Source organism: Pseudoalteromonas sp. S2755 (assembly GCF_005886535.1).
In the GTDB taxonomy this organism is placed as follows: domain Bacteria; phylum Pseudomonadota; class Gammaproteobacteria; order Enterobacterales; family Alteromonadaceae; genus Pseudoalteromonas.
Window position 1 is genome coordinate 14826 of record NZ_PNDS01000036.1, and the last position, 18265, is coordinate 33090.

An 18265-nucleotide genomic window follows, 5' to 3' on the forward strand; every position below is an offset into this window, starting at 1 on the left:
CCGTTACCAATTTTTACAACCGTGTACTTCTTACCTGAATAAAACGTGAAAAATTTACCCCTTTAAAATATAGAAAATAAAATTGCCTTAGATTCAAATAGTTAGTTTTGTTCATTTATGGTTCGAGCTTTGCTTACATAGTGATAAATAATTAAGTGCATTTCGCAACTCTGCATTGGAAAACACCAAAACCAATTAGTGCAAATAACAAAAGGAGCATAAAACATGACACCACAATCCGAGCTGCAAGATAGTTTTATTGATTTCGTGAGCAAGCAGCAATTTCCATGCATTTGTGGTGGTAATAGAGCCGAATTAGCGTTTAACAATATTGAGGTTTTAGGTTTTGGCGATCTAACCTCAAGACACAATAACTTCAGTTTAATAACGAACCTCTATTCTTTCGTCGAAAGGGTAGATTTGAACAACATGAAAAGTGCCGCGTTTGTTGCGGTTTTTGAGCAAAGCCAACACTTAGATGACAGCGACTTTAATAAGTCTGTTTGGCGTAAACTGCAGGAATTACAAAACCTAGTATCGCAGAGCACGCCTAGAGGGCCGCATTCTCAATCGTCAGATTGCAGCAATAACTTTCATTTTAATTTGGATGGCGAGCCGCTTTATATCACTTGTTTAAGCCCTACAAGCGCATCGAGAAACAGAAAGTTTAAGTACCCAGCGATTGTTTTTAACTTAATGCCTCAGTTTGAGGTCCCACAGAGTTTCCGTGTCGTCGAATCACACGTAGAAACCCACAGAATTTAATGCACATTGTACCAACGGAGAGGAACTAGATATGAGCAACATCATGGTAATCGATTTTATTATTTACGTCGTCATTGGCATATTAACAACTTTGGGTTGTTTTGGCTTAATGAGTGCTTCAAGCGCTTATTCAAATCTAAGTAGCCCAACCAGTCGCACTAAGGCGAGTAAGTCTGCTGTAGTGCGGAACTAAGCGATGCCGAATTCAAGCTTTGCTCCCTTTAACTACTCGCGGGAAAAGGGAGTATGCTTACATTTTTAAGCCACTCAAACTACTTACCGGCGGCAACTAAACCGGCGCCAAACCCAAAAAACACGCCACCGCTCACTTTATTCATCATCGTCATGCTCTTAGGTGACGACAATTTAGTCTTCGCAAGGCCAGAAAACACCGCATAAGAAATATGCACCATAAATACAAGCAGGCTAAAGGTAAAAACCAGCAACATAAATTGCGGCATAAAGGCATTTTCCACATTGATAAATTGCGGAAAGATAGACATAAAGAAGATAACAGCCTTAGGGTTGGTGATCGAAACAAAGAAGCCTTCTAAAAAACACTTTTTCATCGTACTTGCAGCAATAGACTTGCCTATTTAACTTTCACCTTTAGTTCGCCACATTTTGTAGCCTAAATAGAAAAGATATGCAGCGCCAATAAATTTAACGACCGTAAATGCCAACACGGAACTGGCTAAGATCACACCTAAACTTGATGCCGATACCGCGGCGACAATCAAAATCCCGAGCGCGACACCACAAATACCAGCTAAAGACTTGGCAAAGCCTCTTTGAATTGAGTTATTGATAGTCAGCATCACCGCAGGCCCCGGTAATAAAATTGTCGCCAAAGCGACACCTACAAACAGCAAATAATTGTCCAAAACATCAACCCCGCAAACATGTCCGATTCACACTCACTGCATCATCACACTAAATCATGAATTTACAAAGTAATATGCGATGATACCCTGCTTCGGACTTCGCCTTAGCCTTAGCCTTACCCAATACAATATTTCTTGGATGAGCGCGACATGAAGTCGCACCTACTGAAGTAAGTAGTTCAGGGCCAAAAATGCAAACTCATCGGTCTGCATTTTTATACCAATTTGCTTAATGAAGTGAAATTGGTATTAGTGAACTGATGCGAAAAAGATCACTCAAAAGTATACCTCACACCAACCGAGTATCTCGGACCGTATTGACGAGCAAATAAGAATTGCTCTTCATAACGACCATATCCTTGCTCGGTTTCATTGTTTAAGTTAATACCTTCAAAGAACACCGTAAACTGCTCATCAATTTCATAATTCACACTGACGTCCCATTGACCGTAAGACTTGGCATATTGCGGTGGTGCATCTGCTGAGCCTTGCGCTTGACCTACCCCGATAAGATAAGCGTCACGCCATGCATAGGTTAACTTCACCGATAGCCCGTCTTTTTCGTAAAATGCTTGGAAGTTAGCCGAGTCACTCAACCCCGTCAGCGGTGCTTGCTGCACTAGGCTTTCACTATCAAACTCAACATCGCCATCAACAAAAGTTGCGTTTACACCAAGGCCAAATCCCGTTTCACCAAATAAGTGCTGTACCGCCACTTCAAAACCATCAACCGATTTGCTATCGGTATTTTGTGGCTGACTGATGTTCCATACCATCAATGGATCGTCACTGCTTGGCTCAATTTTACCATCGGCATTACCATGACCATTGGCGATCATTTGCGCAAAAATGGCATCACTGGTCGCCTGCTCTCCACGGGCTTCAATGTCTGCAATCGCTTGTTTATACCTTGGACCATTGTAAATATCGTAAAGACCTTCAATGGTGGTTTGCGTGATTGTGGTTTGAATAAAGTTATCGACCTCTTTTTTGAAGTAGCCAAGTGACGCGTAACTTCCTTCGTTGTAATAATATTCAAGTGAAAAATCTAGGTTGGTCGACTCAAACGGTAATAGATTTGTATTGCCTCGAGAGCCAGTTCTTGCTCCTGGTTTTGGGCTGCCTGACAAACTTCTGCCACCAGCGAGATTGCTAAGCGGCGCACGCGACATTGTTTTGCCCCAAGACGCTCGTGCAATTAAATCTTCGGTGATATCAAAACGCACATCGATCATCGGCAATAGAATGTCGTAATCCCCTTCCTGCGTTAAGAAATTGTCATCACCGCCTGCAGCGTATTGCATAATCCATTCAGATGGACTGTCCCAATTCACTTGCGTTTCCACACGCTGACGCACCACACTTGTCACATCCGTTTGTTCATAACGAAGGCCTGCGTTGATCTGCATAAAGTAGTCAGAGAATTCAAACTCCCATTTGGATTGCAAGTAGATGCTGTCAGTGGTTTCATCAACTCGACTTTGGCTATCTATGCCATCAAAATAGGCATCCGCCGAGTAGTAGTCAGCACCGATCACATCTTCTGTAAGATACGCAAGCTGCCTTGCAATCGCTTCATCAAAGTCATAGGTATAGTAATACCCCGGCTGTAAGTCACTACCACCACCAGCAAATTGGTCTAGCAAATCACCAGTTTCATGGCGCGTAAACATACTATCTGGGAAAATCTCTTTAAACGAAGGATTAAAACCCGGTCCTCCTCGTAGACCACTCCACGCTTCATACCCACCAGTTGACTGTTCAGTACGGGCAGCACCAAACTGCACACTCACTAGGCCAATATCAAAACTGTCGTTAAACCAAGTGGCATCAAGTTGTAACTGCTCGACTGTCGCCTCTCCGGGAGAATGGATAAATTGGCTAAAGTTAGAATCAATTTCACTTGCCATGAGTTCATTCGTGCCATTTTTCCAAAGCACATTTGCATGCGGTACTTCGCCCTGCCGATAATCATAAATCTTAGTGAGCAACTGATCTGAGCCTAAGATGATTTGACCGTCACTACCCAAGCCTTTATCTGCGCCATTATCGGTTTCGTTTTTTGAGTCGTGATAATCAAGCTCTACATGCCAATTATCGTTAATTTGCCAGTCCAGATTTAATCCAAGTGAACGCGCCTCGACTTCCGTCGTATTTCTATTTGCAGTGAACGACGCATCATTACCGCCAATATCGGCATAAACCGCGGTGCCATTGGCATCTAACTCATAGGCGTTAATGTTACCGCCAAACTCATTCCAAATACCCCACCCCACCGTATTAGAGCCAGTTACGGCAAGGCTTGCCGTGTAATCTAAGGTGGCAACAAAACCGTTAGTCGGTGCATATTGAAAGGTAACTTGACCGTTCGTTCTTTCTCGCTCTAGATCTTCGATGCCGTAGTTCATGTCTTTTGGAAAAAAGTAATTTCCGACTTTATTACCCTCGGCATCTTCAGCACGGCCATCAATGATTTTAGACGGGTCTAAATCAGGTAGATCAACATTGGCCTGCCAGCCCTGAATATTGGCTTGCTGCTTTTGAAAATCACGTTGCTGATGGGAGAAGGAAAATCCAAAACCAAAGGTTTCATCGGCAAAGGTATTACTATAAACCGCGGAAACCTCAGGTGTAACATCATCTCCCGCTTCGTTAGAGGTATCAACAATCGCCTTTGCTGTTGCGCTAAAGTGTTGCCCTGGGCGTTGTAGTGGCTTAGCCGTGACAATGTTGACCAAAGCCCCTAAACCGCCACTTGGTACATCAGCACGCCCGGTTTTATATACCTCAAGCGCACTCACGCCTTCAGCGGCTAGGTTTTCCAAGTTATACGAGCGAGTATTACCTGTGCCCGGCATTTGACGACCATTTAATGTCACCAAGTTAAAATCAGGCCCAAAACCACGTACGGTAATTTGACTGCCTTCACCGTTGGCGCGGCTGACCGAAACACCGGTGATCCGCTGTAAAGACTCGGCTAAGTTGGTGTCTGGAAATTTCCCCATTTCCTCTGCCGAAATGGCATCCATAACCCCCGATGCGGAGCGCTTTAAATCCATTGAACGGATCAAACTTCCGCGGATCCCTTTCACTTCGATCACTTCGACTTTTTCGGCTGCTTGTTGCTCTTCTGCTTGAGCTATGCTGACCATTCCCGCATTCATCGCTATTGCTAGCGACAACTGAACGGCAAGCTTACTTTTATTGAATTGTTTGTTATTCATGACTGCCCTGCGATTCTATTCTTGCTGCTGGATCACCGAGTTCAAAGCACTATTGGTGATCCACACTGGCTTATTGACTGATGATTTCAACATTGTCTATGCGGTAAACGGCGCCTTCGCCCATTCCCCAACTGGGGAATACCATCAAGACATCAATGGCGCTAATATCGAGTCCTGCATCGTACAAAGCTTGAAGTGGAAACGTATACGTTTGCCATTTTCCAACTTCTGGAGCTTGACCTTCAGCGCTTTGGTTTAGAGCAAGCTCTACCGCCGCACTAGCATCATTTGACTTAATTTTAAACAGCCATTGAGCGTCGATATTTGCAGGTGCTGAAGTCACCTTCATATCAAACTTAACTACGCCAGTTTCTAGTAAATGGGAAGCATCATAATAGACATCGTCATCCGCTAAAAACCCCATCACGGTTGGGGTTGCACCAATAACAAATTGCGCAACTTGACCATGGGCTGCATCTTCGTCGACTTCGATTGTGGGTGTAGAGCCACCACAGCAATCCCAAATTGACCACTGCTCAGCAGCTTGATCTTTGAATAAGCTTAGACCGCCACTTTCCTTGTCACCGTCAGGATGAAAGATTTTTGCGTTATCAACACGATAAACCGCACCGCGACCTGAGCCCCAAGCTGGGAAAATCATCACCACATCAATTGCACTTGGATCAAGACCAGCCTGAGCCAAAGCTTCAATTGAGAAAGTATAGGTTTGCCATTCACCGGCCTGTGGCGCTGCACCTTCTTGTGATTCAGATAGTGGTAACTCAACCGCACTGGCGGCATTGTCAGACTCAATTTTAAGTAGCCAAGGGGCATCAGGTGTTGACGGTAGGCTCATGACTTTCATCTCAAACTGTACTACGCCACCTGCTAAAATTGCAGTTGCATCAAACGGCTTTCCAGCTCCGCCCACTTCTGTTCGAGACGAAAACCCCATTACCGTTGGTGTGTCACCAATCGTAAATTCAGCAGCAATACCATGCGTCGCATCGTCAGAGACTTCAGTCGGTGTCGAGCCACCACAACAATCCCAAAGCGGCCACTCAGCATTAATGGCATTTTCAAATAAGGTCAACGAAGGTAAGTTTGTATCCTGTGCAATCTCAACCTTATCAACACGATAGATAGCACCATTTCCGGCACCCCATGCTGGGAAGATCATCACTACATCAATGGCTGACACATCAAGTCCTGCATCAGCCAACTGCTGTAGTGGGAAGGTATAAGTTTGCCACGAGCCTGCGGCTGGTGATTGTCCTTCAACGCTTGCAAAAAGATCGAGTTCAGCAGCGCTAGAAGCACCTTGGCTTTCAACTTTAAATTTCCATGCTGCGCTTGGGTCTGAAGGCATTTGTGTCACTTGCATATCGAACCGAATATAGCCTGCTTCTAGCATACTCGTTGCATCAAATGGCGAGGCTTTACCGCTTGGATCTGTGATAAATTCGGCACGGCTGGTAAAGCCATTTACGGTTGGCGTCTCACCAACCACAAACTCAACAACATTGCCACGGCTTTCGTCTGCAACCAATGCAGGCGTAGAGCCACCACAACAATCCCAAGCTGGCCAGTTAACGTTAAAATTATCATCAAAGATGGTTAGGTTTTTAGCGGTACCCGAAGAAGGTGGCGACGGAATAGGTGCTTCGCCTTCGACTAACGCATCCTCAAGGTCGTCGTAGCCTGGGCGCACCGTTTCACATCCTTTGCCCGTTTCAGGGTTAGAGCCGCATTCATACACTCTGACATAGTCAACCACAAACGATTGTCCGTTCACAAAGGCGTCCGAGTCGATACCTTTATTATTAACGTTTTCTGGCCAATCACCGCCAACGGCAAGGTTTAAGATAAGATGAAACTGTTGATCAAAAGGCGCACTATCCCAATGAGTAACCAGCTCGCCAGAGCCTTGCTCGTAGTATTCAGCAAACCATCCACGGTGTTTTAAACCAACCGCTTCTTGCTTTGAGTTGTAACGAACCTCCGATTGACGTTGCGTGGCATAGAGATAACCATCAACGTACCAACGGATCTCACCTTCTTGCCACTCCACAGCATAGGTATGGAAGTCATCGGCTGGATTTACACCATCAGGTATGGCGTATGCTTTACCGGTGTGAACATTATTAGGCCAATCACGGCCGTAATGAAGCGTGCCATGCACGTTAGATTCAACCGAGCCGTCTTCATTAGCGACCTTGAGGTTTACCGCTTCCATGATGTCTATTTCACCAGACTTGGGCCAGCCACCGTAAACCTCATCCGTAGGCAACATCCAAAACGCCGGCCAGCTGCCTTGCCCGCTTGGTAGCTTGGCCCGCATTTCGAATCTGCCATACTTAAAATCAGCTTTATATTTGGTGTTCAATCTTGCCGAGGTATACGGCAGTTGTGCGCCTGCTTGCGCAGGGGTAGCGACAATATTCAGCATGCCATCGGCAATAAACGCGTTCTGTTCACTGTCGGTGTAACACTGTTTTTCATTGTTGCCACCGCCGTCGCAATTTACCTCGTGCGTCCACTTAGATGTGTCTATCGCATCGCTATCAAATTCATCGCTCCACACTAGCGTCCAGTCTGAAACCGGCGCTGTGGTATCAACGGATTTATAATTAGTTTCTGTCTCGGCGCTTCCGCCACATCCCGCTATGATAGCCACAGAGATTGCGGTACATAGCCTTGTTAATTTTCTTGCTGCAATTTTCATCAGTTACCCCGATGCAAAACGTCGTTGTCAAATGGTTGAATACTAAGAACTTTATTATTTAACCTGAGGCTTAGATAAGCCGTCGATTAACTCATCGTTTCTCAGAGCAGGTTATTTAGCTATACGCTGGAAGACTACTCAGCGCGTTCCTAGCAACAAATGTAAGCGCTTACAAGCGAAGCTAAAAAAACACACACAAAATGTAAGCGCTTTCACAAAAGTAAACTAAGTTAATTTATTCGTCAATATTAAATTGTCATAAGGTGAAAATCTGCATGGTATAAATACAGACTAAACAGCTCAGTAGCATCTCATAAAACCGCAGCAGAAAAAGCTGTAAAGGGGCTTTACGTGTTTACGCAATTGTTACGTCAAGATAAATCATACGCTTTAGCTTGGTTGACAATACCGCTAAATTCACTGAGATTATTGAACCTGAGCTTGAGAGCAAAAGATTAGGGTCACGTTATGAAATCATATTTCCTTTTAGTTGCAGCAGCTGGTGTTCTGAGTGGTTGCATGACCACCAAGCCAAGCAGTAACCAGCGCCTCTGTGAAACGACACTACACAATTACATAAAATATCGAGATTCGGGTTCAGCACAAGCATACCAAAGTGTTTTTACACAGGATGCAACATTTAGTATCCCAGCACTCAATATCAATATTACTGGTGCTGAAGAAATAACAATAAGGCAGCAACAAGCCATAAAAACAACAAAGAGTATGCACATGATAACCAGTGCCGATATTCAACCTATCGAGGCAAATAAGTTTATTGCTAACAGCTACTTTGTTCTTTATCAGCAGCCAAAATCTCAATCAGATGCCCCAATCTCCGTATTTAACGGTGTGTATGAAGACGAGCTTAAAGTAATCGATGGCCGATGCTTAATCAATCACCGCCTTGTTAACGTGATCAAAAAAGAGACTTGGCATTAGGCGTTATTAACCCAGTTATTGTTTGTCGCATTGTGCAATTTTGTACAAGACTTTTTGAGTGAAGACAGATACGCTTTTCATCAATGGGGGAGAGAATTATGCAACACTCAAAGTTTAGTTTTCATCGTGAACTCGGTGGCCTAGAAGTACTACACAACATTGATAAGCAGGAAGACTTTGGTAGACATAGCCACAGCGGCTATACGCTTGCCTTAGTGGATAGTGGTGCACAGCGATTCTACCGCAGTGGCGGTGAACACTTAGCGAGTCAGCATAGTGTCATTTTGATTAATGCAGAGCAGGTGCACGACTGCAGAAAGGCGTCAAACGGTAAGTCTTCGTACCGTTCACTCTACCCAACACCTGAACTATTTAATCAGCTTCTTGGTGATGGCAAGGCAATAGCTCCTTTTTTCCATGATGCAGTGGTACACGACCGAGCGCTTGCGGCACTCATGGACACCACTTTTAACGTCTTAGAATGTGATACCAGCGTGCTTGAAAAGCAGTCTCAGCTTATTACTCTGCTATCTTATTTAAGCAATAGGCAAGGCAAAGTCACATTCGATACAAAAACCCCTTCGGTGAAGCAACGAATTACCACTGCACGCCATTTTCTTTTGGATAATTTATTTGAAGATGTATCACTCGACTCCTTAGCGAGCCTTGTCGGCATGAGTCCCTTTTACTTTATTCGCGTGTTTAAGGCCCACACCGGCCTCACTCCCCATGCCTTTCAAATACAACACCGGCTTAATCATGCCAAGGCATTACTGCGCAGTGGCAAAAGTGTCTCCCATGCAGCATTAAGCGTAGGCTTTTATGACCAAAGCCACTTCAACCGTCATTTTAAAAAGAATATGGGGATCACTCCCAGTCAATATAGCAAGGCTTGTTAATATGAAAGTCGCAGTATGCAAAGGCTTTTGGGATATGTTGCCATTAAATCTCGCCGTACTTCCTTGGGGGATATTGTGTGGCTCCCTTGCTGTACAAAACGGCTTTACGCCGCTCGAGGCACAGTTAATGTCGTTACTGGTTTTTGCAGGCTCGGCGCAGTTAGTGGCAATAGAGCTTATTGCCAAAGACACGGCGCTTATCACCTTGCTTGCGACTACCTTTATCATTAGCGCGAGACATTTACTCTATGGCCTTGCTATCCGCAACAAAATGATAGATAAGCCCCTTAAATGGCGTGGCCCGATTGCGTTTTTTCTCACTGACGAATTGTTTGCATTTTCCCATCACCATCGTGCCTATCAAGGCAAACTTCGGCTCGTGTATGCGCTCATCGCAGGTGGTAGCTTTTATGTTGCATGGAATCTGTGGACGCTCATAGGTATTGTCGCAGGTCAGTTTTTGCCTGATTTGACAAACCTTGGCTTAGACTTCGCGATTGCGGCAATATTTATTGCTTTAGTGGTCCCGAGTATTAACGCATTACCCGTGCTATGTGCTTGTTTAACGTCGGCCGTAACTATCCTAGTGTTCAAACTGATCCATTTTGAATTTGGCTTAATCGCCTCAGCACTGCTCGGAATGTCGGTGGGATATGTGCTACAAAGTAAAAAGGAGCGTGTATGATCACCACTATTTTGGCCATGGCTTGCGTCACGTTTGCAACTCGATATTTATTTTTGGCAAAACAACTGCCTTTTACTATCGGTCCTAAACTACAGCGCTTTTTAAGTTTTAGCGCCCCTTGCGTACTGACCGCTATTTGGGTACCCATTGTATTTATTCAGGACAAGCACCTTGCCATCACACCAAGCAATCCCTATTTGGTCGCCGCAACGGTCGCGGTAATACTGGCGTTTCGCTTTAAAAACCTCTATGTCACCACGTTTGGGAGCTTAGCTGTGTTTTACTTGCTGTACTAAATGCGAAATGGTTACGGCCGTTGGATTAAACCCTAAGCGCATGAGCGCCGTTTCATCCTCTGCTTTACTCACGCAAACTAACGGGCGCTGGTTTAGCGCTTCGAAGCGCCCTGTCACATGGGCTTCACGGCCAATTGCAGCAAGTGGAAATACCATATCGCCTTGCTCAACTTCGATATTTACGTCTAGGCCATTTGCTACTCGCAGCGTCATCCAGCAACCTAATTTTCTGCAAACATGAGTGACCACCCCTTTTACGGTCACAAGGTTTGTTGTGTAGTCATTGAGATTTGGCAAGATGTGCTCTGCCTCGACTAACTTAGACATGTCTGCACCACCGGCAAATTCTAGCGGGCTTGAAAAGCTAAACCGAGAAAATACCGCCAAAGAGAGTGCTGTTAGTTTTATCGTATCCTTCATCATTGCGACTCCATAGCTTTTATCACTATTACCTCATCAATTGCTTACTCCCATAAAAAGTTATGGAGCATCAATCATATAGCTATATAAAAGTACAATTTGCAACTAAAATCAACACAAAAGTTAATAAAAAGTAAATTTAGAAATTAAATGTTTTTGAAATTGACGCCACAAATGTAGAATCTGCATAGGAGTCTATATCATTGCTTTCATAACCCAATGAAAAAGACCAAGTACTAATCGAGTAAGTTCCAGTTAGATGCCAGTGGGTATAGTCATCATCACCCGACTCCCATTCGTATTTATCGCTATCAAAGCTCATTGAATGGTCTACCCCGAGCGTCAGTAACCACCGCTCTGTGATTGGGATACTATGCGTGAGCATCACTATCCCGTGAGCAGCTCCTGTTCCAAAATAATCCCATGCATACCAAAAGTCTAAATTTGTCTGGCCGTAATTAAACTTTGCAAAGGCTTCTGCATAGTTGTAATCAGAACTCACATCATCACCATGATAGGTATATTGCGAGAGGCCAACATCAAGCTTTAATTTTTCAGTTAACGAAAATTTGTAGCCACCGTACAGATCTCCTTCTAAATCCGTACCATCGCCAAAATCTACTTTAGACACCCAGCCTCCTGCATACCAACCACTTTTTCCAAACCAATCTAGACTGACTTGAAGCGCTTCATCTTCCTTAGTTTGACTTACGCCGTTAAATAAATAGTCGGAAGCCAATGTGACGGTAGAGGATGTTGCCGCATTGACGAACAGCGGAGTAAACAACAATGGCACCAGCCAGGATTTTTTCATCTTTGAAATCACTTTTTAATTAGAGTCATCTCAAGCATAGACCAGTTTTATTGATCTATATCCATTTACAACCCGCCTCACAAAGATGATAATAAGAATGATTTTTAATTAAGGAGTCAATATGAAAACCTCTCTTTCTGCCACATTGCTTAGCCTCGGTGTCTTTCTCTTTTCTCATGCCGCATCAGCAAATGAATGTGAACTCAGCATCGAAGCCAATGACATGATGCAGTTTTCTAAAAAATCACTCAGTGCGCCATCTAGTTGTAAAGAAATTTCAGTCACGTTAAAACATACAGGGAAACTGCCAGCCACCACCATGGGCCATAACTGGGTGTTGAGCAAAGCAGCTGATGTTCAAGCCGTTGCGACCGATGGTATGTCAGCTGGCGCAAATAACAGCTATGTAAAACCAAACGATAGCCGCGTTTTAGCTGTATCTAAGGTAATTGGCGGTGGCGAACAAACCACAGTGACTTTTTCTACTGAGCAGCTGAAGAAAGATGAAAGCTATAAGTTTTTCTGCTCGTTCCCTGGCCATTTCGCGATTATGCAAGGTACGTTTACACTTAGCTAGCCATTTTTAGAGCGGAGTTTATACTGAATCTTTTCAAAACCCCGCTCTACAGTTTTCCACTTCGGGCGTTTTATACCGCCTCACTCCAGTTAGGTTATCTCTCTCACTGCAATTATTACTTAACCCTTGAACAACATACCTATAATCATTACAATCAATTGCAAACAATAATGATTATCACCATCATGAGCTTTTTCTCAATTATACCGTTTTGGTTTGCCGCTGTGTTACTCTACTTAGCGAGTCCTAAGCAACAATTTTTGACTTCTTCGATACATAAGCCTACAGCATACAGTATGACTTTAGTCATTGTTTTATCTGGGGTTATCGTATTAACTCTGCAATACCCAATTATTTCTGCAATGTTAGCCAGTCTCGTTTTAATGATGTTTTCTTTAGTGTCGGTGACCCTAATAAGTGGATACTCAGTAAAACGCCTCTATCTATGCTCAACACTGGTTTTTTTGCTGTCTCTATTTTTTGGAGGAGTAAGTTATGTGGCCTAAAACGTTAGTTGGGTTTTTCTTAGGCCTATTACTGTCTATTTCTTTGGTGCTAAACCTCAATTTACTCCTGCCACTTTCAGAGTCTACAAAGCTGATGATAGGCCTGGTGCTGGCATTTCCGATATGGGCGGGGATCTTAGTTTGGAGCTATGCATTCGCAAGCGCTAAAGCCGCGTGCAAACCTATGTTTGCTATCTTTATTCCCTCTTTGTTACTAAACACAGCATTACTGTTAATAAGATAACCAATGAAAAATCAAACACTAAAATCATTGACCGAAGCACATGCATGGATTGGGATCATTATTTCAACGGTACTATTCATCGTGTTTATTGCTGGATCTTTGAGTCTATTCAGAGACAATATCACGGGCTGGGAACGTGCCTCCCTAGCCGCCCAGTCTGGCGAGTCACTTAGCGTCATTTCCTACGACAAGGCGATTACATCAATTGCGCAGCAATACGATGTCGATACACATCATGGTTTTTTTATGCGCGAGCCTAAGCCACATAACCCTTTTATTGAAGTTTACTTTGCAACCCATTTAGACGAGCCGCACCCGATCACGGGCGAAGATCATCAAGACCAGCACCTTCTGCTATCACCACAGACGGGAGAAGTCCTTGCTGATGCCAACAGATTTGAATTTGCGAGTTTTCTCTATGAATTGCACTACGATTTAGGGCTTGGCCGCGCTGGACTCTATTTTGTTGGGATCATCACCCTATTTTTCTTCGTTGCAGTGCTAAGCGGGATCATCATTCACTGGCGCAAAATAGCCAAAAACTTTTTCCAATATCGCGCCGAAGGAAAAAAAGACAAGTGGTTAGATGCTCATAACCTAATTGGTACGATGGGTCTGCCATTTCACTTAATGTATGCCTTCACGGGATTAGTATTTAATCTCGTTATCATTTATCAGATTTCATACGCCGTTTTACTTTACGGCGGCAATCAAACGGCTCTGCTCCAAGCTGCTGGATTTAATGAACCAAATATCGAAGCACTGGAGCAATCACGACCAATGCACGGAGTCGATCAACTAAGAGTAAAGGCACTAGATACATTAGGAGATGTGTCGCTCACAACGGTGGAAATCACCCACTTTGGCGACAAAAACGCAGTGGTGAGTTTTACCGCGAAAAGTAACGATGCTTTTTCAAATTACAAAGAAGTACAATACACACTAAACGACCAATCACAAATTTATCTCACTGAAAACAACTATGATAATGCGGTACGAGCGGGGCTATCTACCATTGCAAGCCTGCACTTTGGTGATTTCGCTGGATATGGCATGCGTCTGGCGTTTCTATGCCTCGGACTTGCAACCGCCTACTTAATTGTTACCGGTAACTTGATGTGGATTGACAAGCGTGCCAAGCAGAAAAAGCAAAGCCCTAAAACTCTAATGTTTGTCAAAAGACTGACCAGCGGCAGTTTTATTGGGGTAATTTTAGCGATTGCTGTTGGCTTTGCATTAACCACTTTACTTCCTGCGACGCATGCCGACAAATTAGAAACGGTAAAGTCCTCTATGTTTATGGCCTTTTTCTTCGCCCTGATAAGTAGCCAATTTGCCAAAGATGTTTTGTCCTTTAGCAAGGTGTTATTAGGACTAAGTGGTATTTGCTATTGTTTAAGTTTAGTGATGAACATGGCCTACTTCGGTAATCAATACAGCTTATTACCGCTGCAAACTAAAGTAGACTTCGCGATTGTGATTGGACTGATAGCACTAATGGCCTTGATCTGTTGGAAAACAGTGTCACGGATCAACGCCGCTGCGCAAACCACAAGCGCAACTTCGTCAGAACAAACTTCGCACCAAACTACGAACTAATATCTATTGAATTAATTCTTTAATCAATTTGAAAGGGGAAATCACATATTAGCTTCGTTAAAGATTTCTTATTTAGAATAACTAAATAGCAAAATTTTTACCTCGCCTATATGGATGTAACCTTGGCGGTAGCTGGACGCGAGGGCAGCGCAACTAACGCCATTTCCCGCTTCGAAATAGATAATTTACTTATTACAACTGGTGTAAAAAAAAGCGGGCTCACATAGCCCGCTTTGCCTTACTCTCACAGGGAAACAATGTGAAACTAAAACTCAGTCTTAAACCTTAAGTAGTACTCACGGCCTAGATATAAAGACGAATGAATCGGATCTGCGTTATTTCCATTACCCGTCGCAAAAGGCGGCGCTTCATCCAATAGATTGTTAACGCCCAGCGTGATCTGAGTATCAACAGAGTCTAAATGGTAGGTGACTTGAGCATTATGTGTCAGCGTGATATCAACGATATTGGTAAAGTTAACGATTTGGTCGCCTTGTTTAACCGATACTTCTTCTAACATTGAATCTATGTAGTAACTTTGCCAACTTGCGCTAAAGTCGTCATGCTGCCAGTTAAGTGCAAGGTTAACTCTGTGCTCAGGCACCGCCATCTGGCCATTAACGCGCTGTCCGGCTCTGTCTTTGGTTGCAAGCCCTGGTTCAATGACTTCATGTTTACTCACAAATGACCAGTTTAGTGCGGTACTCAAATCACCAAATGAAAACTGCCCGATGTCAAAGCGAACTTCAGCGTCTACCCCTTGACGATTTAACGCATTGAGGTTTTCATTAAACACGTCGACGCCGGTGATCACCCCTTGAAACTCACCAGATTGAACGCGATGAACAGAGTCGCAGTACAAACCATTATTCATACATTCACTCAATTTAGTCACCGCACTAATGTTACCAATGGCATCTTTTAATTGAATGTCATAAAAATCTAAGGTGATTGAACCGTTTGTAAGCCAGCTCGGCTGATAAATCACCCCTAGTGTTTTGCTCGTAGCGGTTTCTGGATCAAGTTCCGTGTTACCGCCAGTATTGGTTCTGATCTGCCCGATCGTTTCTCGGTAACTACCATCAGCGGGCACCCCTGTGCTAACACAATTTTGGTTTGGATTGGCTACAGCACAAGGATCATCGCCATTTTCAAAGCCAGGTAACCTTCCCTTATAAAGTTCCACCACATTGGGCGCTCTAAATGCTTGTGACCAAGTCCCTCTAAAACTCAACTGCTCATTCAACGCCCAAAATACGCCCACTTTTGAATTGGTGGTCGAGCCAAACGTATCAAAGTCTGAATATCGAGTCGCGAGGTTTAACTCTAAACTCTCAGCCCAATCATGGTCTGATAATAGTGGCACAACGGCTTCTAGATAAGCTTCATTGAGCGAATATTCGCCGCCAGTTGGTCTACCCAACCCATCCGTAACTAAAATATTAATAGAGACAGCATCTGTTTGATTGCGAGCCTCAACCTTTTGATTTTCTATGCCAAAAGACACACCTAGGTCGCCCGCAGGCAAACTCGCCACTACGCCACTTACATTCGCGCTGGCGATTTTAATCTGGTTATGACCTTGTTGGATCCCCGGCCAATCACCAGAGAGGTAATTTAGCATATCCTCGGAGATCTCAGAGTCGGTACCGGGTTGACCAAAGATATTAAGCGGCACACAACCCGCAATTAGCGCATCCGGTGTAGCACCACAGCGCAGCACGCCTTGCTCATCAAAATGAGTAGGACCAACCGCATTTTTAGCCGCTGGCCAATTGAATATACCGGTTTTTAGTCGTTTGTTTGAGTTGCGACCAAAATTGTAGGCAAGCTCCCAACTCCAATCTGCATGAAAATCACCAGAAAGCGCCATCACAATTCGGTATTGGCTGTTTTCTACATGGTTCATACGGCCATTGGTTTCTACCATTCTGCGGCGCCAGTCATTGATGGCATAAGGATTACCATCTTTGTCTTTCGGACCGAATTGCTGGTTGTAGTAGTTATCAGGAGAGTAAGTAAAATCTAAGTACCCACCCCAAACTGGAACTAGTGGTTGTGGCGCACCATTGGTTGTGGATTTTCGATGTGAATAAAGCGCTTCGAAATTGAATACCACGTCATCCGAAAACTTCAAATTGCCAAGATCATACTCGCCAAACGCACTCATGCTGTAACGTTCAAAAGGCGTTTGTAGCAAGCTCGGCTCTTGGTAGTTGTATAAATCATTTTGCGCAAGTGACGCATCGGAGATAGTTTCACGCCACTCGCCATATTCTGGGCCTCGGGTAACAAATATTTCCTTGCCGTTTTCATCCGTGACTTTCAGGTTACTCCAAGGCATTGCGGAGCTACCGCCTTGACCGTAACTGCCATCGGGGTTAAGGGTTAAATCATAACGACTAAAATCTCTGTCGCCGGCATACACTTCTTGTTTTTCATCGTAGCTGGCGCTTACCATAAAGCGCCCTTTATCACCAACAATGCCCGTTACAAGTTCCAAAGAAGTTGTATCAGCATCGCCTTCAGCAGATTGGCCAATAGAGCCACTGATCTCAAAAATATCGCCCGTTTGGCGAGTAATAATGTTTACAACACCAGACACCGCATCAGAGCCGTAAATAGAAGAAGCACCGTCCAATAAAATTTCAACACGTTCAATAATCGCAGTAGGGATAGCACTCAGATCAACTGCAGCATCCGCGCCATTTCCCCCATTTGGTAAGCGACGGCCATTTAGCAAGACCAATGTGCGCTGCGCGCCTAAACCGCGTAAGTCAAAGTTTGTCACGCCCGACGTATTTTCATTTTGTGAAGCATTAGGAGCACTGGCTGACACCGTCAGATTTTGCAGCATATCACCAATATTTTTAAACCCGGTTTGCTCAATATTCGCTCTAGATATTGTGGTTACCGCACCGGGTTTACTTAGGTTTGCCCGCGCGATACGCGACCCCGTCACCATGATCTTCTCAACAGGTTCCGATGCTACTTCTTCGGCAAACACAGGGGCCGTCCACACCATAGCGCCCGAACCACACAAGCTGGCGATTGCCAACGCCAAAGTCGTTTTTTGTTTTGTTATTGTCATAACGGTTTCCTTTGTAACGTTCCAAATCATAATTAGACGCTGACGATAGAAAGTTTCTTATTATCACCACAGGGAATGTAATAGGTTATTTATTGCGCCTTTTTATACTGATAACACAATTAAAACGTTCCAACAAACAATTCTAGACGATTTGCGCAATATTTATTTACTTTTATTGAATATTCAAGCACCTAATAAAAAATCATGTGATCAGTCAGATTTGGCGTGTTCACTATCCCGAGAGCCACAAATGTCACCTCTTTCTTGGTGTTCAATATTGACCTTTCAGGCCACCTAAATCTGGTAAAAAGCACTTACCGGGACTACCTTTATCTAGGGCCTGTTGACCTTTGCTGTTTGATTTTTGTTCTTCTGAGTGTATTTTGGTCGCGACGCTCGACTTGCCGCCTAGTAATCTAGGCAAAAGTTGAGCAACAATGAACAAAGCGCACTCAGATGAACCCAAAGGGCAGCGCTTGATTAGCATTTCTTCTGTGTTGCCCCACAAGGATGTGGGGTAAGGTGACTTTGCAGGAGCACAAAGTCTTTATCGCCAGACTTACAGAGAATGCCTATGATCCCCTGGCTCTGCCT

14 protein-coding genes and 1 pseudogene are annotated in these 18265 nt (G+C 44.1%); 9 read left to right on the top strand and 6 right to left on the bottom strand.

Annotated features, from left to right (window positions below; all coding sequences use genetic code 11):
- Positions 1–225: 225 nt before the first annotated feature.
- Entirely contained in the window at positions 226–765 is a 540-nt protein-coding gene (locus tag CWC03_RS07510) for a YqcI/YcgG family protein (RefSeq protein ID WP_138581233.1), read from the top strand.
- A gap of 31 nt (positions 766–796) precedes the next feature.
- Positions 797–958 carry a hypothetical protein gene (locus CWC03_RS23420; RefSeq protein WP_171040222.1) on the top strand — a complete coding sequence of 54 codons (162 nt, stop codon included), beginning with the start codon at positions 797–799 and terminating at the stop codon, positions 956–958.
- Between the two features lie 79 nt (positions 959–1037).
- On the opposite strand, the pseudogene CWC03_RS07515 reads toward CWC03_RS23420, so the two are convergent.
- The 3 genes and pseudogenes from CWC03_RS07515 to CWC03_RS07525 all read right to left on the bottom strand — a co-directional run bounded on the left by CWC03_RS07515 (position 1038) and on the right by CWC03_RS07525 (position 7598).
- Positions 1038–1649 (bottom strand): annotated as a pseudogene (locus tag CWC03_RS07515) (LysE family translocator).
- Positions 1650–1921: 272 nt separating this feature from the next.
- The gene (locus tag CWC03_RS07520) at positions 1922–4873 is read right to left on the bottom strand and encodes a TonB-dependent receptor (RefSeq protein WP_138581234.1); all 2952 of its coding nucleotides are present in this window, start codon (positions 4871–4873) and stop codon (positions 1922–1924) included.
- A 70-nt stretch (positions 4874–4943) separates the two neighbouring features.
- Positions 4944–7598 (bottom strand): glycoside hydrolase family 16 protein, encoded by a 2655-nt coding sequence (locus CWC03_RS07525; protein WP_138581235.1) that lies wholly within the window; start codon positions 7596–7598, stop codon positions 4944–4946.
- Between the two features lie 468 nt (positions 7599–8066).
- Between CWC03_RS07525 and CWC03_RS07530 the strand changes: the two genes are divergently transcribed.
- The 4 genes from CWC03_RS07530 to CWC03_RS07545 all read left to right on the top strand — a co-directional run bounded on the left by CWC03_RS07530 (position 8067) and on the right by CWC03_RS07545 (position 10420).
- Complete coding sequence (locus tag CWC03_RS07530) at positions 8067–8540, top strand: nuclear transport factor 2 family protein (RefSeq protein ID WP_138581236.1); 474 nt, start codon at positions 8067–8069, stop codon at positions 8538–8540.
- Positions 8541–8638: 98 nt separating this feature from the next.
- A complete protein-coding gene (locus tag CWC03_RS07535; protein ID WP_138581237.1) occupies positions 8639–9439 on the top strand; it encodes an AraC family transcriptional regulator in 801 nt (266 codons plus the stop codon).
- A gap of 1 nt (position 9440) precedes the next feature.
- Positions 9441–10124: an AzlC family ABC transporter permease gene (locus CWC03_RS07540; protein WP_010607477.1), complete on the top strand. Its 684-nt coding sequence runs from the start codon at positions 9441–9443 to the stop codon at positions 10122–10124.
- Positions 10121–10420 (top strand): AzlD domain-containing protein, encoded by a 300-nt coding sequence (locus CWC03_RS07545; protein ID WP_010375316.1) that lies wholly within the window; start codon positions 10121–10123, stop codon positions 10418–10420. Before CWC03_RS07540 ends, CWC03_RS07545 begins: the two co-directional genes overlap by 4 nt.
- On the opposite strand, the gene CWC03_RS07550 is transcribed toward CWC03_RS07545, so the two are convergent.
- Both CWC03_RS07550 and CWC03_RS07555 read right to left on the bottom strand, forming a co-directional pair.
- Positions 10394–10843: a DUF4920 domain-containing protein gene (locus CWC03_RS07550; RefSeq protein ID WP_138581238.1), complete on the bottom strand. Its 450-nt coding sequence runs from the start codon at positions 10841–10843 to the stop codon at positions 10394–10396. The two genes, CWC03_RS07545 and CWC03_RS07550, sit on opposite strands and share 27 nt — an antisense overlap.
- Before the next feature lie 136 nt (positions 10844–10979).
- A complete protein-coding gene (locus tag CWC03_RS07555) occupies positions 10980–11654 on the bottom strand; it encodes a TorF family putative porin (RefSeq protein WP_138581239.1) in 675 nt (224 codons plus the stop codon).
- Between the two features lie 121 nt (positions 11655–11775).
- Between CWC03_RS07555 and azu the strand changes: the two genes are divergently transcribed.
- From azu to CWC03_RS07570, 3 genes are all read left to right on the top strand, one after another.
- A complete protein-coding gene (gene azu / locus CWC03_RS07560) occupies positions 11776–12231 on the top strand; it encodes an azurin (protein ID WP_138581240.1) in 456 nt (151 codons plus the stop codon).
- A gap of 495 nt (positions 12232–12726) precedes the next feature.
- Positions 12727–12981, top strand: coding sequence for a hypothetical protein (locus CWC03_RS07565; protein ID WP_138581241.1), 255 nt, complete (start codon positions 12727–12729; stop codon positions 12979–12981).
- A gap of 3 nt (positions 12982–12984) precedes the next feature.
- Positions 12985–14580, top strand: a complete 1596-nt coding sequence (locus CWC03_RS07570) for a PepSY-associated TM helix domain-containing protein (protein ID WP_138581242.1) — start codon at positions 12985–12987, stop codon at positions 14578–14580.
- A 265-nt stretch (positions 14581–14845) separates the two neighbouring features.
- On the opposite strand, the gene CWC03_RS07575 is transcribed toward CWC03_RS07570, so the two are convergent.
- Positions 14846–17671 carry a TonB-dependent receptor plug domain-containing protein gene (locus CWC03_RS07575; protein ID WP_138581243.1) on the bottom strand — a complete coding sequence of 942 codons (2826 nt, stop codon included), beginning with the start codon at positions 17669–17671 and terminating at the stop codon, positions 14846–14848.
- Positions 17672–18265: the final 594 nt, after the last annotated feature.